The 24,760-nt window shown below is 70.7% G+C and carries 23 protein-coding genes and 2 tRNA genes; 14 read left to right on the forward strand and 11 right to left on the reverse strand.

Annotated elements, in window-relative coordinates:
* The first annotated feature begins 302 nt into the window (after nucleotides 1–302).
* The gene (locus tag E5083_RS20845; RefSeq protein ID WP_003999697.1) at nucleotides 303–431 is read left to right on the forward strand and encodes a DLW-39 family protein; all 129 of its coding nucleotides are present in this window, start codon (nucleotides 303–305) and stop codon (nucleotides 429–431) included.
* Nucleotides 432–629: 198 nt separating this feature from the next.
* Nucleotides 630–1,910 (forward strand): hypothetical protein, encoded by a 1,281-nt coding sequence (locus E5083_RS20850; RefSeq protein WP_244317592.1) that lies wholly within the window; start codon nucleotides 630–632, stop codon nucleotides 1,908–1,910.
* Nucleotides 1,911–2,049: 139 nt separating this feature from the next.
* Here the strand turns inward: E5083_RS20850 and E5083_RS20855 are convergent, their stop codons facing one another.
* Both E5083_RS20855 and E5083_RS20860 read right to left on the reverse strand, forming a co-directional pair.
* Nucleotides 2,050–3,324 carry a serine/threonine-protein kinase gene (locus tag E5083_RS20855; RefSeq protein WP_135787221.1) on the reverse strand — a complete coding sequence of 425 codons (1,275 nt, stop codon included), beginning with the start codon at nucleotides 3,322–3,324 and terminating at the stop codon, nucleotides 2,050–2,052.
* A gap of 84 nt (nucleotides 3,325–3,408) precedes the next feature.
* Nucleotides 3,409–3,957: a helix-turn-helix domain-containing protein gene (locus E5083_RS20860; RefSeq protein WP_135787222.1), complete on the reverse strand. Its 549-nt coding sequence runs from the start codon at nucleotides 3,955–3,957 to the stop codon at nucleotides 3,409–3,411.
* Nucleotides 3,958–4,136: 179 nt separating this feature from the next.
* Here E5083_RS20860 and E5083_RS20865 point away from each other — a divergent pair.
* A tRNA-Ala gene (locus E5083_RS20865) sits at nucleotides 4,137–4,209 on the forward strand.
* Nucleotides 4,210–4,350: 141 nt separating this feature from the next.
* Here the strand turns inward: E5083_RS20865 and E5083_RS20870 are convergent.
* The gene (locus E5083_RS20870) at nucleotides 4,351–5,049 is read right to left on the reverse strand and encodes a DUF5324 family protein (protein WP_030805955.1); all 699 of its coding nucleotides are present in this window, start codon (nucleotides 5,047–5,049) and stop codon (nucleotides 4,351–4,353) included.
* Nucleotides 5,050–5,327: 278 nt separating this feature from the next.
* Between E5083_RS20870 and E5083_RS20875 the strand changes: the two genes are divergently transcribed.
* A complete protein-coding gene (locus tag E5083_RS20875) occupies nucleotides 5,328–5,858 on the forward strand; it encodes a peptidylprolyl isomerase (protein WP_135787223.1) in 531 nt (176 codons plus the stop codon).
* Between the two features lie 119 nt (nucleotides 5,859–5,977).
* Nucleotides 5,978–6,877: a rhomboid family intramembrane serine protease gene (locus E5083_RS20880; RefSeq protein WP_135787224.1), complete on the forward strand. Its 900-nt coding sequence runs from the start codon at nucleotides 5,978–5,980 to the stop codon at nucleotides 6,875–6,877.
* Between the two features lie 281 nt (nucleotides 6,878–7,158).
* Here the strand turns inward: E5083_RS20880 and crgA are convergent, their stop codons facing one another.
* Nucleotides 7,159–7,413, reverse strand: a complete 255-nt coding sequence (crgA, locus tag E5083_RS20885; RefSeq protein ID WP_030805947.1) for a cell division protein CrgA — start codon at nucleotides 7,411–7,413, stop codon at nucleotides 7,159–7,161.
* Between the two features lie 152 nt (nucleotides 7,414–7,565).
* Between crgA and E5083_RS20890 the strand changes: the two genes are divergently transcribed.
* From E5083_RS20890 to E5083_RS20910, 5 genes are all read left to right on the forward strand, one after another.
* The gene (locus E5083_RS20890; RefSeq protein ID WP_135787225.1) at nucleotides 7,566–8,354 is read left to right on the forward strand and encodes a DUF881 domain-containing protein; all 789 of its coding nucleotides are present in this window, start codon (nucleotides 7,566–7,568) and stop codon (nucleotides 8,352–8,354) included.
* A 196-nt stretch (nucleotides 8,355–8,550) separates the two neighbouring features.
* Nucleotides 8,551–8,712 (forward strand): hypothetical protein, encoded by a 162-nt coding sequence (locus E5083_RS20895; protein ID WP_030805941.1) that lies wholly within the window; start codon nucleotides 8,551–8,553, stop codon nucleotides 8,710–8,712.
* On the forward strand, nucleotides 8,709–9,350 hold the full coding sequence (locus tag E5083_RS20900; protein WP_135787227.1) for an aminodeoxychorismate/anthranilate synthase component II: 642 nt from the start codon (nucleotides 8,709–8,711) through the stop codon (nucleotides 9,348–9,350). The genes E5083_RS20895 and E5083_RS20900 overlap by 4 nt, the downstream gene beginning before the upstream one ends.
* Nucleotides 9,347–10,411 carry a class E sortase gene (locus E5083_RS20905; RefSeq protein ID WP_135787228.1) on the forward strand — a complete coding sequence of 355 codons (1,065 nt, stop codon included), beginning with the start codon at nucleotides 9,347–9,349 and terminating at the stop codon, nucleotides 10,409–10,411. The genes E5083_RS20900 and E5083_RS20905 overlap by 4 nt, the downstream gene beginning before the upstream one ends.
* Nucleotides 10,412–10,459: 48 nt before the next feature.
* Nucleotides 10,460–11,206, forward strand: coding sequence for a class E sortase (locus E5083_RS20910; RefSeq protein ID WP_135787513.1), 747 nt, complete (start codon nucleotides 10,460–10,462; stop codon nucleotides 11,204–11,206).
* A gap of 432 nt (nucleotides 11,207–11,638) precedes the next feature.
* Here the strand turns inward: E5083_RS20910 and pknB are convergent, their stop codons facing one another.
* From pknB to E5083_RS20945, 6 genes are all read right to left on the reverse strand, one after another.
* Nucleotides 11,639–13,627: a Stk1 family PASTA domain-containing Ser/Thr kinase gene (pknB, locus tag E5083_RS20920; RefSeq protein ID WP_135787229.1), complete on the reverse strand. Its 1,989-nt coding sequence runs from the start codon at nucleotides 13,625–13,627 to the stop codon at nucleotides 11,639–11,641.
* Nucleotides 13,628–13,797: 170 nt separating this feature from the next.
* Nucleotides 13,798–15,273, reverse strand: coding sequence for a peptidoglycan D,D-transpeptidase FtsI family protein (locus E5083_RS20925; protein WP_135787230.1), 1,476 nt, complete (start codon nucleotides 15,271–15,273; stop codon nucleotides 13,798–13,800).
* A gap of 175 nt (nucleotides 15,274–15,448) precedes the next feature.
* The gene (locus E5083_RS20930; protein WP_135787231.1) at nucleotides 15,449–16,918 is read right to left on the reverse strand and encodes an FtsW/RodA/SpoVE family cell cycle protein; all 1,470 of its coding nucleotides are present in this window, start codon (nucleotides 16,916–16,918) and stop codon (nucleotides 15,449–15,451) included.
* Nucleotides 16,919–16,945: 27 nt separating this feature from the next.
* Entirely contained in the window at nucleotides 16,946–18,499 is a 1,554-nt protein-coding gene (locus E5083_RS20935; RefSeq protein ID WP_208754112.1) for a Stp1/IreP family PP2C-type Ser/Thr phosphatase, read from the reverse strand.
* Nucleotides 18,500–18,640: 141 nt separating this feature from the next.
* Entirely contained in the window at nucleotides 18,641–19,177 is a 537-nt protein-coding gene (locus tag E5083_RS20940; RefSeq protein ID WP_086693586.1) for an FHA domain-containing protein FhaB/FipA, read from the reverse strand.
* Nucleotides 19,178–19,187: 10 nt separating this feature from the next.
* Nucleotides 19,188–20,042, reverse strand: a complete 855-nt coding sequence (locus E5083_RS20945; RefSeq protein WP_135787232.1) for an FhaA domain-containing protein — start codon at nucleotides 20,040–20,042, stop codon at nucleotides 19,188–19,190.
* Nucleotides 20,043–20,481: 439 nt separating this feature from the next.
* Here E5083_RS20945 and E5083_RS20950 point away from each other — a divergent pair.
* Nucleotides 20,482–20,568: transfer RNA gene (locus E5083_RS20950), tRNA-Leu, on the forward strand.
* A gap of 189 nt (nucleotides 20,569–20,757) precedes the next feature.
* Here the strand turns inward: E5083_RS20950 and E5083_RS20955 are convergent.
* Complete coding sequence (locus E5083_RS20955; protein ID WP_208754113.1) at nucleotides 20,758–21,096, reverse strand: hypothetical protein; 339 nt, start codon at nucleotides 21,094–21,096, stop codon at nucleotides 20,758–20,760.
* A 68-nt stretch (nucleotides 21,097–21,164) separates the two neighbouring features.
* Here E5083_RS20955 and E5083_RS20960 point away from each other — a divergent pair, with 68 nt between their 5' ends.
* The 3 genes from E5083_RS20960 (at nucleotide 21,165) to E5083_RS20970 (ending at nucleotide 24,714) form a co-directional block, all read left to right on the forward strand.
* On the forward strand, nucleotides 21,165–22,649 hold the full coding sequence (locus tag E5083_RS20960; protein ID WP_135787233.1) for an MATE family efflux transporter: 1,485 nt from the start codon (nucleotides 21,165–21,167) through the stop codon (nucleotides 22,647–22,649).
* Nucleotides 22,650–22,754: 105 nt separating this feature from the next.
* On the forward strand, nucleotides 22,755–24,179 hold the full coding sequence (locus E5083_RS20965) for a DUF2252 domain-containing protein (protein WP_135787234.1): 1,425 nt from the start codon (nucleotides 22,755–22,757) through the stop codon (nucleotides 24,177–24,179).
* Between the two features lie 64 nt (nucleotides 24,180–24,243).
* A complete protein-coding gene (locus E5083_RS20970; protein WP_135787235.1) occupies nucleotides 24,244–24,714 on the forward strand; it encodes a hypothetical protein in 471 nt (156 codons plus the stop codon).
* Nucleotides 24,715–24,760 lie beyond the last annotated feature (46 nt).

The raw sequence follows: 24,760 nt of genomic DNA on the forward strand, positions 1-24,760 counted from the left end.
TTTGCGTACTTTCCTCATGATGTGTATGTGGGCCGCGAAGTGGTGGACCGACGCCCGTGGCGCGTCGATGTTCAGATGAACACCACTCGGATGGGTGCAAGGAGGTGGAAAAACCCTGAAACTGCCTCTTAACGGGAGGAACACAACCCTCTGTGCGGGTGTGATCACCCTCCGATCGCAACGGCTCCGGGCCGTCCGAGGGCGGGAGTTGGGGGCCCGGCGCAGGTCACCGATCGGTCTCGGCCGGTGTGTATAGTCGGGCGCCAGAGGTCCCCTACGTCAACGAAAGACGAGGTCGCGCGGTGAAGAAGCTGCTCCTGGTCGCACTGGCCGCCATCGGCGGTCTCCTTGTGTACCGCCAGATCCAGGCGGATCGCGCCGAGCAGGACCTGTGGACGGAGGCCACCGACTCCGTGCCCACCGGTTCCTGAAACCCCGGCACCACTTCTCTGAACGAACCCCGGTCGCTCGAGCGGCCGGGGTTCTGTGTTGCCGGACCCCGGAACGTGAGGTACGCCTCGTCCTCAAGAGGCCGGGTGTTTCGGACGGCCGCGCGAAAACCCTGATGGCGCAAGCGGTACCGGGCAGGATGGGCCCCGGCGCGGTGACCTAGGGGCAGGGGGCGGCTGATGCGGCGGGGGTTGCGGAACGCGGTACGCGGGCTGTGCGCGGGGGCCGTGGTGTGGGCCCTCGCCGGGACACCCGCGGTGGCCGCCCCGGACGGGTACGCCTTCGCACCGGGTGCCGAGAACCTCGCGGGCTCTCCGGACACCGCCGGGGCACGGACCCTGGTGCCCGGCCACACCTACCGCAGCTCGCTCCCCACGCACGGCCGGCTCTACTACCGGCTCACCCTCACCGTCACGGCGAACGCCTACGTCCCCGTCACCGCCGTACCCCGGCGCGGCGCGACCGTCGCCGCCACGGACGGGATACGGGTCTCGCTCCAGGACGCCGACGGCAACCCCTGCTTCTACTCCTCCGCGTCCTTCGGCGCCGGACTCAGCCCCCGGCCCGTCACGGCCGTCGGCCAGCGGGACACCGGCAAGTCGCTGTGCCAGAGCGCGGCCGTGTACTACCTGCTGGTGGAGCGGCTGGACGCCAAGAACTCCGACCCCGGCCGCTGGGACCTGGAGCTGGCGCCCGCCACCGAACCGGGCCTCGCCGCCACCGGCCCCACCACACCGCCCCGCACCTGGAACTCCGCCACGCCCCAGCCGCCCGGCGACGCCCCGCGCGAGAGAGAGGGAGGCGGGGGCTTCTCCTCCGCCCGCCTGCTCGGCCAAGGCGTCTGGCGCACCCGCCTCGCCCCCGGCGACACCGCCTTCTACAAGGTGCCGGTCGACTGGGGCCGCCAGGTGCACGCGAGTGCGGAACTGGCCGCCGCCACCGGCCACGGCTACGTCGGCGGCGCCCTCACCCTCTCCCTCCTCAACCCGGCCCGAGGCCCCGTCGACGACGCGGCCCTCGGCTACACCGGCACCCGCCACGCGGTGTCCCTGGCTCCGGTCCCCCCGGTCGAGTACGCCAACCGGTATGCGGTGCCGAGCGGGGAGAACGGGGTCCGGTTCGCGGGGGACTACTACGTGGTCGTCCACCTCAGCGAGCGCCTGGCGGACTCCTTCGGCACGGGTCCTTTCGGGGTGACGCTGCGGGTACGGGTGGATGGTGCTGCCCACGCCGGGCCGAAGTACGTGGGGCGCACTGAGCCGACGGGGCTTTTCTCGGTGAGCACGGGGGACTGGGGGCCGGCTGCTGGTGGGGACACCGGGGGCGGTGATCCGGCGATGCGGGTGCTGGCGTACGGCGGGCTGGGGGCCGGTACGGCGCTGTTGCTGGGACTGGGGGCGTGGACGCTGCTGGCACGGCGGGCTCGGGGGCGGGCCGGTTCCGCAAAGCCGATGGCGTAGGGGTGGCAGCGGCACGGTGGGCCTGCCGTGCGCGTGCTGGGCAGATCGAGGGCCGCCCACTGGCGGTCACAGGTACGGGCTGCGGCCAGGACGTCGGGGACGCCCCGGCGGCGGTACGGGTGCTGGGCGACCGGCCGGTTCAGATGCGGGTCAGCGCCCAGAAGCCGACGGCGTAGCAGACCAGGGCCAGCAGCAGGACCGGGACCGCGACCTTGGCGGAGGGGCCCGGGCGGGGCCGGGAGTGGGCGCGGTGGCTCGGGGTGCGCGGAGCCTCGGTGGGTGGGGCCGGTGTGCGGGGGTCGCAGGCTGTGTACGCGGCGGTGTCGGGGTCGGTCGTGGGCCGGGGTGGAGGTGGGGGCGGGAGGTGGAAGCTGCCGGTGTCGGACATCGGCGGGGTGGTGACGGCCGGGGGCCGGGTGCCCAGGTCGGCTGTCGGGGAGGAGACGGGCAGGGGGGCGTTTGTCGTGGTGCCGCTGGTGTCCGGGGCGCCCGGGGGACGGTTTCCCCAGCGGGCGTCCACCGCGGGGGCGGGTTTGTGGGGGCCCTCGGGGCCGAAGCCGGGGGGCAGGGGGCCGAGCTGGTCGAAGATTTCTATCGGCTCGTCGTCGGGGCCGGGCTCGGGGAGGAGTTCGCGGGCGGCGGCGAGGGCCTTGCGGGCACCCGTGGCGGTGCGGAAGCGGGCCGCGGGGTCGGGCTGGAGCATGGTGGCGATGACCTGCCACAGCGGCTCGGGCACCCGCGCGGGAGCGCCCGGCGTCCCGTGCTCCAGGAAGTACCGGACGATCTCCTTGCCGTCCGGCTTGGCCCCCTCCAGCAGATACAGGGCGACCAGCCCCACGGCGAACAGGTCACCGGGGAAGTCGGGTTCGGCCCCCAGCAGTTGCTCGGGCGCCAGATAACCCGGCGTGCCGACCACGAGGTTGGTCTCGGTCAGCCGGGGCTCCCCGAACCGCATGGCGATACCGAAGTCGGACAGCCGCAGCCGGGGCCGACCGGTACCGGTGGCCTCCAGCAGTACGTTGGCGGGCTTGATGTCCCGGTGCACGACCCCCTCCGCGTGCACGGCACCCAGCCCGGACAGCAACTGGTCCAGCAGGGTGCAGACGAACACCGGCGGAAGAGGACCGTAGTCGTTGATCAGATGGACCAGGGAGCCACCGGACACCAGGTCCATGGTGAACAGGACCTGGTCGTCGTCGGCCGCCCAGCTCGCCGGCGCGAGCACATGCGGATGATCGATACGAAGCGCCTGCTCGCGCACGAAGCGCAGCAGGGTGTGGGCGTCGCGCTGCTGAAGCACCTTGGCGGCGACATAGCGCCGTCTGCGGTGGTCCCAGGCGCGCCATACCGCGCCCACACCGCCACGCCCGATCGGGTCGGCCAGCTCGTACCGCCCCGCGAAGACCTCACCCATGACCGTGCAGCTCCTCCCCCTGGTGCGCTGCCCCGGCCGTGTGGCCGGGCCCGGTGCCGGACCCCCTCCGGACCGGGCCGGGGGTCAGTTCTGGTGGGACTGGTAGTGCGCGACCGCGTCGGCGGTGCGGCCCGCGCCGTAGACCCGGAGGAACTCTGCCAGTTCGGGGTGGGTCGGGGCGAGGGTGTCCGCGGCGTCGATGATGTCCCCGGCGGCGGCGACGGAACGCAGCAGCGACTGGATCTCACGTACGACCCGCTTGACGGTGGGCGCGCCCGAACTGCTCGTCGTCGTGGTGGTGTTGCTCAGCACCGAGCCCCCTTGGGACTTCTTGATCTCGTCCATGCGGTCGGTGGCCTCGGCCGCGCTCACACTGCCGTCCGCCACCTGCGCGGCCAGCTCCTGCAGCAACTGCACCCGCTGCACCACCGCGGGATTGCCGATCTTGGCCCGCTGGCCGCTCATGAGCTGCGACAGCATCGGAGCCGACAGCCCCAGCGCGGCGGCGAGCCGGGCCTGATTGAGCCCGAGATCGTCGATGAGCTTACGGAAGAGCGCCCCCAACGGCTCCCCGTACCAGTTCCGCTGGAGCTCCCGCGCTCTCGCGGTGGCTTCCTGCTGTGCGGCATCCATTGCGTCTCCCCATCGCTTCCCCAGAAACCGAGGTTCGCTGAAGCGAACCACGTCGAGCATCCTACGGAGCGGGGTGATTCGCGGGGACCCCCAATCTTTTTGCGGGATACGGGGGGTGAACCGGTACTCTGGTCTGCGACGCCCGCCAGGAGCCCGTCTCCCGTCGGCCGTCCCCTTTCGGGGCCTTAGCTCAGTTGGTAGAGCGCTGTCTTTGCATGGCAGATGTCAGGGGTTCGACTCCCCTAGGCTCCACAACCCAAAAACCCCCTTCGACCTGCGAAAACGCAGTACGGAGGGGGTTTTGTCGTGCCACCGTGGGGACGGGGGCTCGGGGTAGCGCGGGCGCTGTTTCACGTGAAACAGCGTGCGGTGCCCGTGACTTGGGGCCTCAGGTCACCGGTTCTCGTCGCCCTCGACGTCGTCCTCGACCTGCTTGGCCTGGACCTCGGGGTCCAGAACGGAGGGGCCGGTGCCGTCCACCGAGTGGAGGCGGGCGGAGTCCGGCATTTCCGTGGCGGCCGGGGGCTCGACCAGCCAGTCCGGGTTGGCCTGGCGGTCCCACCACTGCCAGACGGCGTAGGCGCCGCCCGCGAGCAGGCTGGCCAGGGCCACGTACTTCAGCGCCCGGCCGGTGCGGCCGCGACGCTCGTTGCGGCGGGCCAGCTTCTTGATCTCCTTGGCCGACACATTGCCCCGCAGTGCGACCAGGGCGGCGGCGCTGCGTGCCGCGGCCTCGTCGTACACCGGGGTGGCGGCGGCCACGGCCTGCTCGATCCTGGGGCGGGAGTACACGGCTGCCTGCTTGGCTGCCTTGCGGGTCAGCTTGGCGGCGTCCTGTGCCGCCTGATCGACCTTCGGCGGCACGTGGGAGAGCGCTCGCTCCACCTGCGGGGCGAGCTTGGCGTCGTACTGAAGACGGGCCTGGTCGGCCGCCTGTGAGACCACGGGCGCCAGCCGTACACGTGCCTCCTGCGTGTAATGAGCGGCACGCTCCTTGGCCGTGTCGGCATAGGGCGCCACCACGTCCGCTGCGTGCAGCACGCTGTCCTTGGCCGAACCGGTCGCGGCGCGCACGCTGTCGATGCGGGTCACGGGAACCTCCTCCTCGGTGGCGGTACGGTATTTCGACTGTCCACCCTGTTACGGATCATGCCTGTCGGTGGCCCACACAGCATGTGTGGGCGGGCATACGGGTGCCGATCTCTGGCGAAGCGGTGAAATTCCGGGCAACCGGCCCCGCCCACGACCCTGCCACGATTCGCCGCCCGGCGCCGCCCATACGGGCCGAACTCGCCGTTGCCCGCCCGGTTCCGGACCGCCGGGAGCGTGCGAGGATCAGGGGCGAACGGAAAGACAACGGAAGGCAGACCGTGGCCGAGCAGCTTTACGCCACCCTGAAGACCAACCACGGCGACATCAAGATCAGGCTGTTCCCGAACCACGCGCCGGCCACGGTCAGGAACTTCGTCGAACTGGCCCGGGGCGAGCGCTCCTGGAAGCACCCGGGGACCGGCGTCGAGAGCACGGACCGGCTCTACGACGGCACCACCTTCCACCGGGTGATCAGCGGCTTCATGCTCCAGGGCGGCGACCCGCTCGGCACCGGCATCGGCGGCCCCGGCTACCAGTTCCCGGACGAGTTCCACCCCGACCTGTCCTTCAACAAGCCCTACTTGCTCGCCATGGCCAACGCCGGGCCGGGCACCAACGGCTCGCAGTTCTTCATCACGGTCTCCCCGACCACCTGGCTGAACCGCAAGCACACCATCTTCGGCGAGGTCGCCGACCCGGCCAGCCAGAAGGTCGTCGACGCCATCGCCGCGGTCCCCACCGGCCGCAACGACCGTCCGGTCGAGGACGTGGTGATCGAGTCCGTGGTGGTGGAGAAGACCGAGGGCTGACCGGCGGCCGCTGAATTCCGCAGAGGGAACCAAATGCCCCGCTCGTCCGTAAGGATGGGCGGGGGCGGTGCCGCGCCCCCGGAGTGACGACGGACGACGCGAGGGACGAAGGGGATCTCATGGAACAGGCAGCGGCCGACGCCCCGGGCGCCCGCAGCGTGCCCGTCTGCTACCGGCACCCGGAGCGCGAGACCGGCGTGCGCTGCACCCGCTGCGACCGGCCGATCTGCCCCGAGTGCATGGTCGACGCCTCCGTCGGCTTCCAGTGCCCCGACTGCGTGCGCGGCGGCACCTCCGCCTCGGACGACACCGCGCCCACCCCGGCCGACACCCGCCCCCGCACCCTGGCGGGCGGCACCCTCAGCCGCGACCCCCGGCTGGTCACCAAGGTCCTCATCGGGCTGAACCTGGCCTTCTTCCTGGTTCAGCTCTCCCTGGGCGACGTCTTCACCAACCAGCTCGACCTGATCGGCCGGGCCTACGTCCCCCACCTCACCGGCATCCAGGGCCTCACCGAGGGTCAGTACTACCGCCTGCTGACGTCGATGTTCCTGCACGGCGGCTATGTGCACATCCTCTTCAACATGCTCAGCCTGTGGTGGATCGGCGGCCCGCTGGAAGGCGCCCTCGGCCGCGCCCGCTACCTCACGCTGTACCTGGTCTGCGGCCTGGCCGGCGGCGCGCTGACCTATCTGCTGGCCGCGCCCAACCAGCCCTCACTGGGCGCCTCCGGTGCGATCTTCGGCCTGTTCGGCGCCACCGCGGTGCTGATGCGCCGCCTGAAGTACGACATGCGGCCGGTCATCGTGCTGCTGGTGGTCAACCTGATCATCACGTTCGGGGTGCCGGGCATCGCCTGGCAGGCGCACATCGGCGGGCTCGTCGCCGGCATCGTCGTGGGGTACGCGATGGTCCACGCCCCGCGCGAACGGCGGGCGCTGATCCAGTACGGGGCGTGTGCGCTGGTGCTCCTGGTGGTGGCCGTTCTCACCCTGGTGAGAACCCTCCAGCTCACCTGAGCCCGAACCGTTGTCCACAGTCTGTGCCCGATCTTGTGCACACCGTGCGGGAACAACCGTGCCCCCTGTCGCTCGGATGTGAATCCGCAGGTCAGGCAGGGGGCATTCAGTGGAGCACCGGTCGTCGGATGGTGTTCCCGGCGTCAACCGGGGATTAGTTATCCACAGATCGTATTCCTTTTCCCCAGGGGGGTGTGGATATTTCGTTGGCCTGTGGATAACTCAGTGGAGGGCCGTGGGCAGAGGTCGCCGGAACCGGACCTGCCGGGCTATGGGCCCGGTCACTTCCACTGGGTGGAGACGCCGAAGCCCGCCGCGATGAAGCCGAAGCCGACGACGATGTTCCAGTTGTCCAGGCTGTCGATCGGCAGCGAGCCGTCGGTCACGTAGAACACCACGATCCACGCCAGGCCGATGAGGAACATCGCCAGCATGACGGGCGCGACCCAGGCGCTGTTGGTGAGCTTGATGGCCTGCGCCTGCTTGACGGGCGGCGGCGTGTAGTCGGCCTTCTTGCGGATACGTGACTTCGGCACGAAGGTCTCTCCTGTCGATGCGCTGCGTGGCCGCGCAGGTGTCTGGGTCGAGCTCGGGGCAGCGTACAAGGGGACGGCAAGGGCACACCGAGTGCTCCCCCGGACGTCCGTTAGCGTAGTGCTTCCGCGGCGCCGAAGGAGATAAGGGTACGTTGAGCAATTCTGCCGACTCCCCAGGGACGGGAGCAATGGGTTCCGCGCCCGCCCGTCGTCCCCGTTTCCGGCCGGTGCGGATTCTCACTGCCGGTGTCTTCGCTCTGGCCGGCCTCATCTTCGTCACCAGCTTCAACACCGCCAAGGGCACCGACCTGCGCACCGACACCTCGCTGCTGAAGCTGTCGGACCTCATCCAGGAGCGCAGCCGGAAGAACCAGGGCCTGGACGAGTCCAACGCCACACTGCGGCACAGCGTCGAGTCGCTCGCCGAGGGCGACGACGGCAGCACCCGCGCCCAGGACCGGCGGCTCGGCGGGCTGGAGAAGAGCGCGGGCACCGAGCGGCTCACCGGCAAGGCCGTCACCGTCACCCTCAACGACGCCCCGCCGAACGCCACCGCCAAGCTCCCCGGCTATCCCCCGCCGCAGCCCGACTACCTGGTCATCCACCAGCAGGACCTCCAGGCCGTCGTCAACGCGCTCTGGCACGGCGGCGCCCAGGGCATCAAGGTCATGGACCAGCGGCTGATCTCCACGAGCGCGGTCCGCTGCGTCGGCAACACCCTGATCCTCCAGGGCCGCGTCTACTCGCCCCCGTACAAGATCACCGCCGTGGGCGACCCGGAGCGGCTGAAGCAGGCGCTGGCCGCGAGCAAGGCGATCCAGAACTACATGGTGTACGTCAATGTCTACGGCCTCGGCTGGGACGTCGCCGACGAGGGCACCGTCACGCTGCCCGGCTACACCGGCACCGTCGACCTGCACTACGCGACGCCCGTGAAGTAGGCGCGCGGGACGCGGCCGCGTCTCACCCGCCGACCGCGTGTTCGCGGTGCGAAACCGTTCCGCCTGTCATTGAGGTGATCGGCGCCCGGCCCCGTAACTCCAGGTGTGCTCCAGGCACGCCGGTGACGGACCCGGCGCCGTTAGTCTGGTGCCGTACGGCGTGAGTCAGGGGCCGTGGAGGAACGGAAGGGACGGCATGTACGGCTGGATCTGGCGGCATCTGCCGGGCAACGCGTTGGTGAGGGCACTGATCTCGCTGGTGCTCGTCGTGGCCGCGGTCTACGTCCTGTTCCAGTACGTGTTCCCGTGGGCGGAACCGCTGCTGCCCTTCAACGATGTGACGGTGGACAACCAGTGAGCAGCGCCCGGATTCTCGTCGTCGACAACTACGACAGCTTCGTCTTCAACCTCGTCCAGTACCTCTACCAGCTCGGTGCCGAGTGCGAGGTGCTGCGCAACGACGAGGTGACCACCGCGCACGCCCAGGACGGCTTCGACGGCGTCCTGCTGTCGCCCGGACCGGGTACGCCCGAGGAGGCCGGGGTCTGCGTGGACATGGTCCGGCACTGCGCCGCGACGGGTGTCCCGGTGTTCGGGGTGTGTCTCGGCATGCAGTCGATGCAGGTCGCCTACGGCGGGGTGGTGGACCGGGCGCCCGAGCTGCTGCACGGCAAGACCTCGCCGGTGATCCACCAGGGGCGGGGCGTCTTCGCGGGCCTGCCGACGCCGTTCATCGCCACCCGGTACCACTCGCTGGCCGCCGAGCCGGCCACCGTGCCGGCCGCTCTGGAGGTCACCGCCCGCACCGAGGACGGGATCATCATGGGGCTGCGCCACCGTGAACTCCTCGTCGAAGGCGTGCAGTTCCACCCCGAGTCGGTGCTGACCGAGCACGGCCACCGGATGCTGGCCAACTGGCTCGCCGAGTGCGGCGACCGGGACGCGGTGGCGAGGTCGGCGGGGCTCGCCCCGGTGGTGGGCAGGGCCACGGCGTGACCACCCCGCGCCCGGAACGCGAGGACGCGTACGGCGGGGTGCCGTACGGGTCCTACGGTCCGGCGTTCGTGGGGGCGGGCGATCCGGGGACGGCGCGGATGCCGGCCGTTGACCAGTACGGCGAGTACGGCGATCAGTACTCCGAACTGCCCCTGGACGACCGGACGATGGCGCTCCGGGTGCCCGGTGCGGCGGAGGGCGCGTACGGCTCGCTGAGCGCCTCCGCGGGCGCCTCGGGCGCCGGGGGAGCCACCGGGGGGCGCGCGGCCCGCAGGAAGGCCGCCAAGCGCGGCGGCGGGCGGCGTGGGGCCGAGGCTTCAGCCGCTGCGGACGGCCCGGCGCGGCCGCTGTCGCGGGTGGAGGCCCGGCAGCAGGCGCGGGCGCGCAAACCGGGGGCGGCGGTCATGGTGAGCCGGGCGGTGGGCGAACTCTTCATCACCACCGGCGTGGTCATGCTGCTGTTCGTCACCTACCAGCTCTGGTGGACCAACGTCCGGGCCCACGCGGAGGCCGGCAGCGAGACGAGCCAGCTCCAGGACGACTGGGCGAACGGCAAGCGGGCGCCGGGGGTGTTCGAGCCGGGGCAGGGGTTCGCCATCCTGCACATCCCCAAGCTGGACGTGGTCGCGCCGATCGCGGAGGGCGTCAGCAACAAGAAGGTGCTCGACAAGGGGATGGTCGGGCACTACGGGGAAGCGCCGCTGAAGACGGCGATGCCGTACGACAAGACCGGCAACTTCGGGCTCGCGGCGCACCGCAACACCCATGGGGAGCCGTTCCGTTACATCAACCGGCTGGTGGCGGGGGACGCGGTCGTGGTGGAGACGCAGGACGAGTACTTCGTGTACAAGGTGGCGTCGATGCTGCCGGTGACCCCGCCGTCGAACACCAGCGTGCTGAATCCGGTGCCGAACGGGTCCGGGTTCACCCGTGAGGGTCGGTACATCACCCTCACCACCTGCACGCCTGAGTTCACCAGCAAGTACCGGCTGATCGTCTGGGGCAAGATGGTCGAGGAACGCCCGCGCAGCAAGGGCAAGCCGGACGCGCTCATCCAGTAGCGGCGGTCCGTCTCACCAGCCGAAGAGCCGAACATGGGCAGGGGATCTGTGGCAGCGACCGCCGACGGCACCGAAGAGCACACGGCCGCGTCCGGCACGGGCGGGGGTCCGCCGCGGGGGCAGGGGCCGGTCGCGCGGGCGGTCAGCTTCCTCGGGGAACTCCTCATCACGGCCGGGGTGGTGCTCGGGCTGTTCGTCGTCTACTCGCTGTGGTGGACCAACGTCGTCGCCGACCGGCACGCCGACCGGCAGGCGGACAAGGTCCGCGACCACTGGGCGAACTCCGCGACCGGTCCCGGCGCGCTGGACACCAAGGACGGCATCGGCTTCCTGCACGTCCCGGCGATGCGCAACGGGGCGGTGCTGGTGGAGAAGGGCACCTCTCCCGACGTCCTCGACGAGGGCGTGGCCGGCTACTACACCGACCCGGCCAAGGCCGCGCTCCCGACGACCGGCAAGAAGGGCAACTTCACCCTCGCCGCCCATCGCGACGGCCACGGCGCCAAGTTCCACAACATCGACAAGGTCCACGAGGGCGACCCGGTCGTCTTCGAGACCAAGGACAAGTGGTACGTCTACAAGGTCTACTCGATCCTCCCCGAGACCTCGAAGTACAACGTCGACGTCCTCGCCCAGGTCCCCAAGGAGTCCGGCAAGACCAAGCCGGGCCACTACATCACCCTGACCACCTGCACCCCGGTCTACACCAGCCGCTACCGCTACGTGGTCTGGGCCGAACTGGTCCGCACGCAAAAGGTCGACGCCAAGCGAACCCCGCCGACGGAACTCGGCTGATCACGGCTTGCGGCCCTCCAACCGCCGCAACCGCATCGATACGGTCGTCCAGCGCGGGGCCGTCGAGTGTGGGCACGGGACGCCTGCTCCACATCGAGCAGGTATGCGCGCACCTGCCGGGCGACCTCGCTGTCGCGGAGGAGCATGGCGATGTTGAGGACGGCGCGGCGGGGGAAGAGGGTGAGACTGGACCGGGGCTGTGGATAACTTCCGGGATAGCGTGACAGGATGTCACGCTTAAATGCCGCCAGGTCAGAGCCCTGGAGCGTGACCATCCCGTTGGCGGTGAGCTCTTTACGGTGCCGCGCCTTGAGCTGACGCACAGCCTCGACGGTGACCCCGACGTAGGTCGCCCACCACGACAAAAACGAGACAGTCCCCCGGCACCCACTAGGTGCCGGGGGACTGTCCGTTGGTCGGAGCGGAGCCGGGTCAGCCGTTCTGGCCGCCGAAGATTCCGCCGAGGGCGCCGCCGTTGCCGTTGTTGCCCTGGCTTATGGCGACGAGGGTGATGGTGTCGCCCTTGTTGGCCGCGGTGCCGGGCGGGATGCTCTGCGTGGCGATGGTGGAGTTCTCGTCGCCGGCGCCCGGGCCCTGGGCGTTCACCTGGAGGCCGAGGCCCTGGAGGGTGTTGCGGGCGTCCTTCAGGGACTGCTTGGTGACGTCGGGGACCTGGACCTGTTGCGGGGCGTCGTTCTTGCCGACGCTGATCGAGACCGGGGTGTCCTTCTTGACCTGGCGGCCGATCTCCGGGTTGGTGCCCTGGACCTTGCCGTTCTGGGCCGGGTCGGCCACGGGCTGGTCGGTGCAGCTCGGGACGAGGCCCGCGTCGGAGAGGGCGGCCTTGGCCTCGTCGCAGGACTTGCCCTTGACGTCCGGGATCGTCACCTTCTCCTCGGCCTTGGCGACGGTCAGGGTGATCGTGGACCCCTTCTGCACCTGCTTGCCGCCGGTCGGGTCCTGGTCGAGGACGTTGTCGGGGGTGTCGCTGGAGACGCGGGTCTCCTTCTTCACCGTGAGCTGGTAGTCGTCGCCTTCCAGCTTCTCCCGCGCCTCGTCGAAGCTGAGCCCGATGACACTCGGGATCGTCACCTTGGGCGCGCCCGTGGAGACGACCAGGTCGACGGTGTCGTTCTTCTTGACGTCCGAGCCCTCGGCCGGGGTCTGCGAACAGATCTTGTTCTTGGGCTGGTTCTCACACGGCTTGCGCGTGATGTCACCCAGCTTCAGATCCGACGCCTCCGCCATCTTCCGGGCGTCCTCGACGGTGTTGCCCACGAAGTTCGGCGCCGCGAACGGCTTCTCGCCCTTGCCGGAGAACATCCACATGCCGATGAGGATCGCGCCGACCAGCACCAGCACACCCGCGACCGCGAGCAGGATCGTCGAGGTGTTGTTGCTGTTCTTCTTCTGCTGGCGCCGCCGGTCGGGCCGGTCCTCGTAGCCGTAGCCGCCGTCGTCCGGGTTCATCGGCGGGAGCATCGTCGTCGCCCCGGCCGGCTCCTGCCGCAGCGCGGTGGTCGCCTGGTCGTCCGCGTAGCCGTAGCCGACCGTGCTCATGGCCGCGGTCGCGCCGACGGGCTGGCCGTCGAGGCACGCCTCGATGTCGGCGCGCATCTCGTCGGCGGACTGGTAGCGGTAGTTGGGGTCCTTGGTCAGCGCCTTGAGGACGATCGCGTCCATCTCCGGCGTGATCTCGGGATCGAACACGCTCGGCGGCTGCGGCTCCTCGCGCACGTGCTGGTAGGCCACGGCCACCGGGGAGTCGCCGACGAACGGCGGACGGACGGTCAGCAGCTCGTACAGCAGGCAGCCCGTGGAGTACAGGTCGGACCGGGCGTCCACCTGCTCGCCCTTGGCCTGCTCCGGCGAGAGGTACTGGGCGGTGCCGATCACGGCCGCGGTCTGCGTCATCGTCATCCCGGAGTCGCCCATGGCGCGGGCGATGCCGAAGTCCATCACCTTGACCTGGCCGTTGCGGGTCAGCATGACGTTGGCCGGCTTGATGTCCCGGTGGACGATGCCGCTGCGGTGGGCGTACTCCAGACCCTGGAGGATGCCGATGGTCATCTCCATCGACCGCTCGGGCAGCAGCTTGCGCCCGGAGTGCAGCAGCTCACGGAGCGTGGAGCCGTCGACGTACTCCATCACGATGTACGGGATCGAGACCCCGTCGATGTAGTCCTCGCCCGTGTCGTAGACCGCGACGATCGCGGGATGGTTGAGCGAGGCGGCAGACTGGGCCTCCCGGCGGAACCGGGCCTGGAAGGACGGATCACGCGCGAGGTCCGCGCGCAGCGTCTTCACCGCCACGGTGCGGCCGAGGCGGGTGTCATGCGCGAGGTAGACCTCTGCCATGCCACCACGGCCGAGTACGTGGCCCAGCTCGTACCGGCCGCCTAGGCGACGCGGCTCTTCCATAGCTACTTACCAGCCCTCTCCGTCGGTCCCGCCCGGCACGGGTGTGCGCGGCCGGAGCTTCCGTCCGGGCCTACCGTACCCGGCTCGCTCTGTGTGACCTGGCCAAGCCGGTAACCCGATACCGGACCGGTATCGCAACGTGCGGCGATGTGAAGGGCACGTGAGCGGGTTCACTTCTTGGAGTTGATGACCGCCTCCATGACGCTCTTCGCGATCGGGGCGGCCAGGCCGCCACCGGAGATGTCGTCGCGCACCGCGTTGTCGTCCTCGATGACCACGGCGACGGCCACCGGGGAGCTGTGGTCGGGCAGCTTGGCGTAGGAGAGGAACCACGCGTACGGGTTCTCGCTGTTCTCCACACCGTGCTGCGCGGTACCGGTCTTGCCGCCCACCGTCACGCCGTTGATCTGCGCGTTCTTACCGGTGCCGTCCTTGACGACGGTCTCCATCATCGACTGGAGGATCTGCGCGTTGCTGGGCGAGAGCGGCTGGCTCATCTCCTGCGGCTCGCTCTTCTCCACCGGGTCCAGGTTGGAGGACTGCAGCGAGTCGACCATGTAGGGCTTCATCAGCTTGCCGTCGTTGGCGACCGCGGAGGCGACCATGGCCATCTGGAGCGGGGTGGCCGCGGTGTTGAACTGGCCGATGGAGGACAGCGCGGTCTGCGAGTCGTTCATGTTCTTCGAGAACACCGAGGCGTTGGCGCGGATCGGCGTGAACTGCTCTTCGTCGAAGCCGAACTTCTTCGCCTCGTCCAGCATCTTCTCGTTGCCGAGGTCGGCGCCGATCTTGCCGAAGACGGTGTTGCAGGAGTACTGGAGCGCGACCCGCATCGTCGCGTCCTTGCAGGGGATGTTGCCCTCGTTCTTCAGCTCGGTCTGCGTGCCGGGCATCACCCAGGGCAGCGGGCTGTCGGTCTTCTGGTCGGCCGAGGAGTACTTGCCGTTCTCCAGCGCCGCGGCGGCGGTGACCACCTTGAAGGTCGAGCCGGGCGGGTAGGTCTCGCGCAGCGCCCGGTTGAGCATCGGGTCGGAGGCGTCGCTCTTCTTCTGCAGCTTCGACCAGGCTGCCGCGTCGCTGTCACGGGAACCCGCGAAGGACGACGGGTCGTAGGAGGGGTACGAGGCCAGCGCGAGGATCTTGCCGGTGGAGGGCTCCAGCGCGACGACCGCTCCCTTGCCGCCCTGGTTCTTCAGCCCGGAGTACGCGGCCTTCTGCGCGGCGGAGTTGAGCGTGGTGACGACGTTGCCGCCCTGCTTGGGCTTGCCGGTCAGCATGTCCAGGGTGTTGCGGAAGAACAGCCGGTCGTCGTTGCCGGTGAGGATGCCGTCGTTGATCTTCTCGAGCTGGGTGCTGTCGAACGCCTGGGAGGAGTACCCGGTGACCGGCGCCCACATGGGCCCGTTCTTGTACGTGCGCTTGTACTTGTAGTCGCCGGCCTTGGTCTCCACGGAACCGGTTATCGGCTCGCCGTCCACGATGATGTCGCCGCGCGGGGCGGCGTAGCGCTCGATGGCGACGCGGCGGTTGTCGCTCGCGGTACGCAGCTCGTCGGCCTTGAGGTACTGGAGCCAGTTGTCGCGGATCAGCAGGGCCAGCACGAGCAGTCCGCAGAAGATGGCGATGCGGCGCAGGGGCTTGTTCACGTCCGGCCTTTCCACGAGCTGACAGGGGCGCCTGTCGCTTCGGTCTCTCGGTGTCGCTGGGGCTGGCCCCCGTCCTTGGCCGCCCACAGTCTAGAGGCACGGCCTGTGGACGCGGACGCTCCGGATGCCCGGCGACGGGACCCGCCCTGGGGTACGGTCCCGCCGCCCGCCGTGCTCACTGCGGGTCGGGCCCGGTGGTGCCGGGCCGCACGATCTGCGTCATCTCGGCGTCGGGGTTGGCGGCCGGGGTGGGTGCCGGGCGCCGGGCGGTGTCGCTGATGCGGATCAGGATGCCGATGAGCGCCCAGTTGGCGATGACGGACGAACCGCCGTACGCGAGGAAGGGCATCGTCATACCGGTCAGCGGGATGAGGCCCATCACACCGCCGGCGACGACGAACACCTGGAGGGCGAAGGCGCCGGAGAGGCCGATGGCGAGCAGCTTGCCGAACGGGTCGCGGGCGGCCAGCGCGGTACGCACACCGCGCTCGGCGACCAGGCCGTAGATCAGCAGGATCGCCATGATGCCGGCGAGACCCAGCTCCTCGCCGTACGTGGCGAGGATGAAGTCGGAGTTGGCGGCGAAGCCGATCAGCTCGGAGTGGCCCTGGCCCCAGCCGGTGCCGAGGGTGCCGCCGGAGCCGAACGCCCAGAGCGCCTGCATGGCCTGCTCGGAGTGGATGATGCCGTCCTGGATGCCGGACCGGCTGGCCTTGAACTCGCCCATCGGGTCGAGCCACGCCTGGACACGGGTCTGCACGTGCGGCTCGAAGCTGGCGACGCCGACCGCGCCGGCCGCCGACATCAGCAGACCGAAGACGATCCAGCTCGTCCGCTCGGTGGCCACGTACAGCATGATCACGAACATGCCGAAGAACAGCAGCGAGGTACCGAGGTCGGTCTCGAAGACCAGGATCAGGATCGAGATGAACCAGACGACCAGGATCGGGCCGAGGTCGCGGCCGCGCGGCAGGTAGAGACCCATGAAGCGGCGGCTGGCGAGCGCGAGCGCGTCCCGCTTGACCATCAGATAGCCGGCGAAGAAGACCGCGAGCACGATCTTGGCGAACTCACCGGGCTGGATGGTGAAGCTGCCGATCTGAATCCAGATCTTGGCGCCGTAGACGTCCGCGCCGAGGCCGGGGACCAGGGGGAGCAGCAGCAGGAACAGCGCGACCACCATGGAGATGTAGGTGTAGCGCTGGAGCGTGCGGTGGTCCTTGAGGAAGATCAGCACGACCACGAAGAGCGCGATGCCCAGGGCCGTGTAGATGAGCTGGTTGGTCGCCTTGTCGCCGGCCGCGTGCATGGCCTGGAGCCGCTTCGACTGGTCCAGGCGCCAGATCGCCACCAGACCCAGCCCGTTGAGCAGGGTGGCCAGCGGCAGCAGCAGCGGGTCGGCGTACGGCGCGAACTTGCGCACCGCGAGGTGGGCGACGCCCGCCAGCAGGCCGAGGCCCAGGCCGTAGCCGAGCAGGCCCGCGGGGACCTGGTCGTTGAGGGCCAGGCCCACGTTGGCGTAGGCGAACACCGGGATGGCCACGGCGAAGATCAGCAGGGCCAGCTCGGTGTTGCGGCGGCTCGGCGCACCGATCGAGCCGATCGTGGACGTGTGGTGCGTCGGCGTGTTGGTAGTACTGCTCATCGTGTGACGGGGCCTCTCACGGCTTGCCTACTGCTTGCCGCACTGATCGGCGACCTTCTGCTCATCCTCGGAGAGGCTGGGGCCGGGCCGGGGAGTGGCGGACGCGGTCGGGGACTTCGAGGGCGACGCCGGCGACTTCGACCCGGAGGCCGAGGGGTCCGGCGAGGGGCTGGCCTTGGTGAAGGCGGTCTTGGTGGCACCGGTGGTGCCGCCGGTCGCGCCCTGGCCCGTCTTGGAGTTCTGCTGCTCGCGCTCGGCGGCGGTGCGCTCGGCCTGCTTGCGGCAGGCGGACGCCTGCACGGAGAGCGCCTGCACCTTGGAGCGGGCCTGGGACAGACCGCCCGCCACCACGATCGTGTTCTTGACCTGCTTCTGCTGGTACGACGGCAGGTACTTGAGTTCGATCTCGGGGTGGTCCTGCTGGACCTTGGACAGCGAGACCCAGGCGAGGTCCTGGCTGATGCCCCGGTAGACCGCGATGTGCTCGCCGTTGACCCCGACGTAGTACTGGGTCTGGGTCCAGCGCCAGCCGCCGTAGACGGCGCCGCCGATCACGGCGAGGGCCAGCGCGCTCCAGAGGGAACGCTTCAGCCAGCGGCGGCCCTTGCGGGGCTTGGTGAAGTCCTCCTCGGAGTACTCGCCGAAGCTGCCCTCGGGGGCGTATTCCTCGGTGTCACCGGAGGGCCCGCCGTGCCGCCCGCCGCCGGACTGCCTGCGGCCCTGGCGGCCGAGGTGCGAGGCGCGGCCGGCCGGGGTCTGCATGATGCCGTTGTCGTGGTTCAGGTGGTGCTGGTTCTCGGCCACGGCGCCGACCACGACCGGGGTGTCGGAGAGCTGCCCGGCGAGAGTGTCGCCGGTCTCCAGGTCGAGCACGTCGGCGACGATCACCGTGATGTTGTCGGGGCCGCCGCCGCGCAGCGCGAGCTGGATCAGCTCCTGCACGGTCTCCTGCGGGCCCTGGTAGCTGGCGAGCGCCTCCTCCATCGTCTGGTGGGAGACGACACCGGAGAGCCCGTCGGAGCAGATCAGGTAGCGGTCGCCGGCGCGGACCTCGCGGATGGAGAGGTCGGGCTCGACGTGGTCGCCGCTGCCGAGGGCGCGCATCAGCAGGGCGCGCTGCGGGTGGGCGCCGGCCTCCTCCTCGGTGATCCGGCCCTCGTCGACCAGGCGCTGCACCCAGGTGTGGTCCTGGGTGATCTGGCTGAGCATGCCGTCGCGCAGCAGGTAGGCGCGCGAGTCGCCGACGTGCACGAGGCCGAGCCGCTGGCCGGTCCACAGCAGCGCGGTGAGGGTGGTCCCCATGCCTTCGAGCTGGGGGTCCTCCTCGACCATGGAGCGCAGTTGTTCGTTGGCGCGGCGCACGGCGGTGCCGAGCGAGGTGAGGATGTCGGAGCCGGGCACGTCGTCGTCGAGCGTGACCAGGGTGGAGATGACCTCCGAGGAGGCGACCTCACCGGCGGCCTGGCCGCCCATGCCGTCGGCGATGGCGAGCAGGCGCGGACCGGCGTAACCGGAGTCCTCGTTGCCCTCCCGGATCATGCCCTTGTGCGATCCGGCGGCGAAGCGCAGTGACAGGCTCATGCGCACCTCGCCAGTCGGCTCCGGGTACAGCCGGTCGTGTCGAGCCACACTGCCCACCCTCCGGTCGGGAGCGCGCCGGGGACCGGATTGCGGTCCGCCGCCGCGTGCTCGCTCCGCTCGCGCTCATTCATTGGTGTAGCACTACTTCCGCAGCTCGATGACGGTCTTGCCGATGCGGATCGCCCCGCCCAGCGGGACCGGCGTCGGGGTCGTCAGCCGGGACCGGTCCAGGTAGGTGCCGTTGGTGGAACCGAGGTCCTCCACGATCCACTGGCCGTCGCGGTCGGGGTAGATCCTGGCATGCCTGCTGGAGGCGTAGTCGTCGTCCAGCACGATCGTGGAGTCGTGCGCGCGGCCCAGGGTGATGGTCTGGCCCTGGAGCGCCACGGTGGTCCCGGCGAGGGTGCCCTCGGTGACGACGAGCTTGCTGGGCGCGTTGCGCCGCTGGCGGCCGCCGCCGCTCTGCTGGGCCCGCTGTCCGCGCTGGCCGCGCTGTTGCGGGGGCGCGGACTGCTGCCGGGCGGCGGCCTGCGGTCGCTGGGCCTCCCGGCGCGCTCCGCGCTGTGTGACACGCGTACCGAACAGATCGCTGCGGATGACCTGCACGGCCACGATCACGAACAGCCACAGTACGGCCAGGAAACCCAGCCGCATGACCGTGAGGGTCAGCTCTGACATTGCCCCCGCTTCACCCTTCGGCTTGCCTATAGATAACGGTGGTGCTGCCCACGACGATCCGCGAGCCGTCGCGGAGCGTAGCGCGGGTGGTGTGCTGCCCGTCCACCACGATGCCGTTGGTGGACCCGAGGTCCTGGATCGTCGAGGGCGTGCCGGTGCGGATCTCGCAGTGCCTGCGGGAGACGCCGGGGTCGTCGATCCGTACGTCCGCCTCGGTGCTGCGGCCCATGACCAGGGTCGGGCGGGAGATCTGGTGGCGGGTGCCGTTGACCTCGATCCAGTACCGGGTCGCGGCGCCGCCCATCGGGGCGGCCGCGGGGCGCTGGGTGGCGGGCTGGGGGTAGCCGTAGCCGCCGGGCCGGGCGCCGGGGGGCGGCGCGGACGGCATCGGGGGGGCTCCGGCGGGCGGGTAGCCGTATCCGCCCTGGGGGGCCTGGGGTGCCGCGGGGCCCGGACCGCCGACGTGCGGGGCCTGGGGTTCCTGGCTGCTGGAGGAGGCGAGGGTGCGGCTGCGCACCCGGTACAGACCGGTGTCCAGGTCGGGGGCCTTCTCCAGGGTGACCTTGATCGGCCCCATGAAGGTGTAGCGCTGCTGCTTGGCGTAGTCGCGCACCATTCCGGCCAGCTCGTCACCGAGCTGTCCGGAGTAGGGGCTGAGCCGCTCGTGGTCGGGCGTGCTCAGCTCCACGATGAAGTCGTTGGGCACGACGGTCCGGTCGCGGTTCCAGATCGTCGCGTTGTTGTCGCACTCCCGCTGGAGCGCGCCGGCGATCTCCACCGGCTGGACCTCGGACTTGAACACCTTGGCGAAGGTGCCGTTGACCAGACCTTCGAGACGCTGCTCGAATTTCTTCAGGACTCCCATGGGGCACCTCCTCCGTCGCTGCCGTTCTGCCGTGCCGTGCTCGGCGCGGCAGCCTCGCCGGTACTGCTCACTGATCGTATCTACGCGCCCGGCAATCAGCCGGTTCCCCCAGCGGACCCCCTTCGAACTCCTTCGGAGGAGGATCGTAGAGGTGGTCCCGGTCCAGTGTCCCGCACCCGGCGTCCGGTCCGGTCCCCCTGTGGATGAGATGGCCGGGACCGGTACGAGGTTGATACGTGAACAGCTTTGTCCACAGGGGCGGGGGTTGCGGGAGGTCCCGGCGGGGCCGCCGTGCGGTGCGGGTTCTCGGGCGCGGCGGGGCAGATGGCCTGGTGGGGGGCCTGGGGAAGGGATGTGATTCCACCCCGTGCGCCGTGCTAATGTTCTGCATGTCGGAAGGGGCCAGCCCGCAAGGGCCGAACCGGAAGACACACCCAATGCGCGGGTGGCGGAATAGGCAGACGCGCTGGATTCAGGTTCCAGTGCCCGAAAGGGCGTGGGGGTTCAACTCCCCCCTCGCGCACCAGTCCCAAGTGGGCGGCATCGTTCAGATGCCGCCCACTTCGGCGTTTCCGGGGTCGCTCGGGGCTTGGGCCTGGGGGTGGCCGTCTGTGAGGAAGGTCTCAGGCGGCGGAAGCGTCGCGGGGGTCCCTTTCAACGGAGTTGGCGAAGAGTGCCCGGCGGCCGGGGCCATCTGCGCCGGACCGCCTCGGGGTTACGGGGTCCGCGGGGACTCGAGGTCCCGCAGGGCCTCTTCCAGCCAGGCGCGTTCCGCCCGCTGGGCCGCCCTGGCCATGACCAGCATCCCCTTGCGGTACGGGTCGGGCTCGTCGGCGATGCGTACCGGGGTCCCCGCGCGCGTGAAGAACCCGGCCGGCCGGGTCAGGAAGTCCAGGCGCCGGCGCAGTACCGCAGCCCGCCGCCCGGGGTCGGGCACCTGGCTGAGGAAGGCCAGCAGCGTGAAGAACGCGCCGCCGTCCGTGATCTCGCTCTCCTTCGGCTCGCTCAGCCTGCGCAGCAGCTCCGCCCGGCCGGACGGCGTGATCCGCAGCACCTGTCGCTGAGGAGCGCTGTCGCCGGGCTCCGCCTCCTTGACCGGGCCCTCGTCGAAAGGTGTGGCCGGTGTCTCCTGAGAGCAAGCGTCCGGCGCGAGCCGGCTTTGGTACTCCGGCCGCCGCCCGCCGGGCGCTGCTGGGGCTCGGTGTCCCCGTCTACTGCGAGCTGCTCTCCGGTGTAGTCGCCGGGATCATCGACACCCTCTGGGTGGCCCGCCTCGGAGCGGCCGCAGTGGGGGCTGTCGCCGTCGCGAGCACGCTGGAGAACGTGCTGCTCGGCGTGATCCTCATGGCCGGCACCGGCGCGACGATCCTGATCGCGGAGGCTCTCGGGGCCGGGCGGCGCGGGGTGGTCCCGGTCGTGGTGCGGGCCGTCGCCCTTCTCTGGCTGGCTCTCTCCTTCCTCGTGGCCGTGGGCGGTTTCCTGCTCCGGGACCGGGTGGCCACGCTGCTCGTGGGCGGCGGCGGGGGCGACGTGCACCGGCTGGCCGTCGGCTTCCTCGCCGTCTCCTTCCCCGGCATGGCGGTCTTCTTCGCCCAGAACGTCGTCGACGGCCTCTTCAAGGGCACCGGCGACACCCGGACCCCGATGCGGATGGCGCTCCTGGCCAACGGTTGCGTGCTCGTGCTCGATCCGCTGCTGATCTACGGCGTCGGCGGCCTGCCCCGGCTGGGTGTGCAGGGCGCGGCGCTGGCCACGCTGGCGGGGCGGGCGGTGGCGCTGGCGGTGAGTCTCCTTCTTCTGCGGAGGGTGCTCGGGCGGGTGCGTGGCGATCAGGGTGCGGCGACCGGTCCGGGCGTGGCCGCCGTGCTGCGGCGCGTGCTGCGCATCGGGCTGCCGGTGTCCGGGGACTTCGTGCTGCGGATGGGCATGAGCGCGGCTCTCGTCGGCGTCGTGGCCGGATTCGGCGCGGGCCCGCTCGCCGCCTACGGGATCGGGGCCAAGGTCATGCTCCTGGTCACCATGGCCTGCTACGCCTTTAGGCAGGCCGCCGCCATCCTGACCGCGCGGACGTGGGCGCGGACGCGGGCCGGCGGGCCGAGCGCGGCGCGGCTGATCGGACGGCAGAGCCTGCTGCTCGCCTCAACGGCCGCTTTCGGCGCGGGACTTCTCCTCGCGCTGGGCGGCCACCGGGTGATGCGGCTCTTCACCATCGACCCCGCCCTGGCCGACGCGGGAGCGGTCTTCTTCCGCTATCTGCTGCCCTACCTGGTGCTGCTCGCCGGGGTGGTGGCGCTGGGCGGCGTGTTCACGGGCGCGGGGCGTACGCGGGCGCTGTTCACGGTCACCGCGCTCGGCGCGTGTGTCCCGATCCCGCTCGCCTACGGGCTGTCGGCCACCTGGCTGGGGGTGCAGGGGGTGTGGCTGTCGATGGTCCTGGCGACCGGGGCGCAGTACGGGGTGACGTGGGTCTTCTTCCGGCGGCTCACCGGGGAGGGGGCTCCTGATGGAGACGGTGCCCGTGACGCGGGAGGTGTGGAGGGGGCGGGAGAAACGGGCGGGCGCCGGGGTGCTGGTGCGGAAGGCGCCGTGGATGTCCACAAGTGGTGAGTTGTCCACAGGGTCTGACGCGTTTCGGTCACCGCATGTACCTTCGGCACGAGTTGATGTTCGAGACGCTCGTGCGGGGGCGTTCGGGGTGCGGGGGAGGCGGTCGTGGTGGCCGGAGGGGTGGAGTTGGCCGGGGTGCGGCCGGTGGGCAGGGTGCCGAGGCTGCGTGGGTTCGCGCAGTGGCCGCCGGCCGGGTCCGCCAAGCATCAGGGCAAGGCGCTGCGGGCCGACGTGCCCCGCGCTGCCCACCGGGACCTCCTGGTGGACGACGCGCGTCCGGACGCGCTGGCCGCGGTCGAGGAGTCCAACGCCGGGCGCCGGCCCGAGCTGACCCCGATACGGGTGGGCCGTATGGCCGCCTCCCCCTTCGCCTTCCTGCGCGGCTCGGCCGGCCTCATGGCCTACGACCTGGCCCGCACCCCGGTGACCGGCATAGGCGCCCAGCTCTGCGGCGACGCCCACGCGGCCAACTTCGGCCTGTACGGGGACGCGCGCGGCGGTCTGGTCATCGACCTGAACGATTTCGACGAGACGGTGCACGGCCCCTGGGAGTGGGACCTGAAACGGCTCGCCGCCTCCTTGGTGCTGGCCGGGCGCGAGGCGGGGGCCGACGAGGACACCTGTCACGCGGCCGCGCGGGACGCCGTGGGCGCGTACCGGCGCACCATGCGGCTGCTGGCCAGGCTGCCCGCGCTGGACGCCTGGAACGCCATCGCGGACGAGGAACTCGTCTCGCACACCGATGCCCATGACCTGCTCGGCACCCTGGAGCGGGTCTCGGCGAAGGCGCGGGCCAACACCAGCGGCCGTTTCGCCGCGCGGTCGACCGAGGTGTGCGAGGACGGCGGGCGCCGCTTCGTGGACGCGCCCCCGGTGCTGCGCCGTGTCCCGGACGCCGAGGCCGCCGCCGTCGCCGCCTCGCTGGAGCCGTATCTGTCGACGCTCGGCGCGGACCGGCTGCCGCTGCTCGCGCGGTACGCGGTGCAGGACGTCGCCTTCCGGGTCGTCGGCACCGGCAGCGTGGGCACCCGGTCCTACGTCGTGCTGCTCCTGGACCATCGCGGTGAGCCGCTCGTCCTCCAGGTGAAGGAGGCCCGGCCCTCCACGCTCGCCCCGCATCTGGCCACCGCGGGCTTCCCGGTGCCGCCCGCCGAGCACGAGGGGCGGCGCGTGGTGCTGGGGCAGAAGCGGATGCAGGTGGTCAGCGACATATTGCTGGGCTGGACCACGGTGGACGAACGGGGCTACCAGGTACGGCAGTTCCGCAACCGCAAGGGCAGCGTCGACCCGGCCGCCCTCGCGCCGGACCAGGTGGACGACTACGGCCGGATGACCGGCGCCCTGCTGGCCCGCGCCCACTCCCACAGTGCCGACCCCCGGCTCATCGCCGGGTACTGCGGCAAGAACGAGGAACTGGACGACGCCGTGGCCGGCTTCGCCACCGCCTACGCCGACCTCACCGAGGCCGACCACGCGCGGCTGGTGGAGGCGGTGCGCTCCGGGCGGATCGCGGCCGAGACGGGGGTGTGAGCGGGGATGCGGGGACTTGAGGCGCGGCCGCCGTGGCGGGGAAGAGGGTGCCCGGAGTGGTGAGATGAAGTACGTCGAACTGCGCGGTGGCGGCAGCGAGGAGCCGGTGCTCGCCGATCCCCGCCCCTATCTCGCCCGGCTGCCGGGGATCGCCGCCGGACTGCCGCCCGGCGCCCGTGCCTTCGCGACCGACCCGGCGCACTACGACCCCGAGGCCAAGCGCTGTGTCCGCGACCTGCTGCCGACGCGGGTGAACCGCACGGCCGACGGTGACGTCGAGATCCGGTTCCGGCACAACTGTTTCCGGCATGAGGAGGACCTGCTGGTCCGCTACACCGGGGTGTCCGACTTCCAGTCGGACGTGCTGGACGTGTGCGATCCGGCCTCGCTGGGCGATGTGATCCTGGACGAGATCCTGCCGCTGCCGGGTGGCTGCACCCATGAGGTGGCCTGCCGTCCCGGCCGGCTGGTGGTGGCGTGCCGGGATCTGGTGGCCGAGTGGGTCCCGGCCGCTTGCCCGGAGACGGGTTCGTAGGCGGGGATGCCGAGTTGGGGCGGTCGTTCGGTTCCGTCGCGGTGGG

Origin of the sequence: Streptomyces bauhiniae, assembly GCF_004784475.1 — a bacterium.
Taxonomy (GTDB): domain Bacteria; phylum Actinomycetota; class Actinomycetes; order Streptomycetales; family Streptomycetaceae; genus Streptomyces; species Streptomyces seoulensis.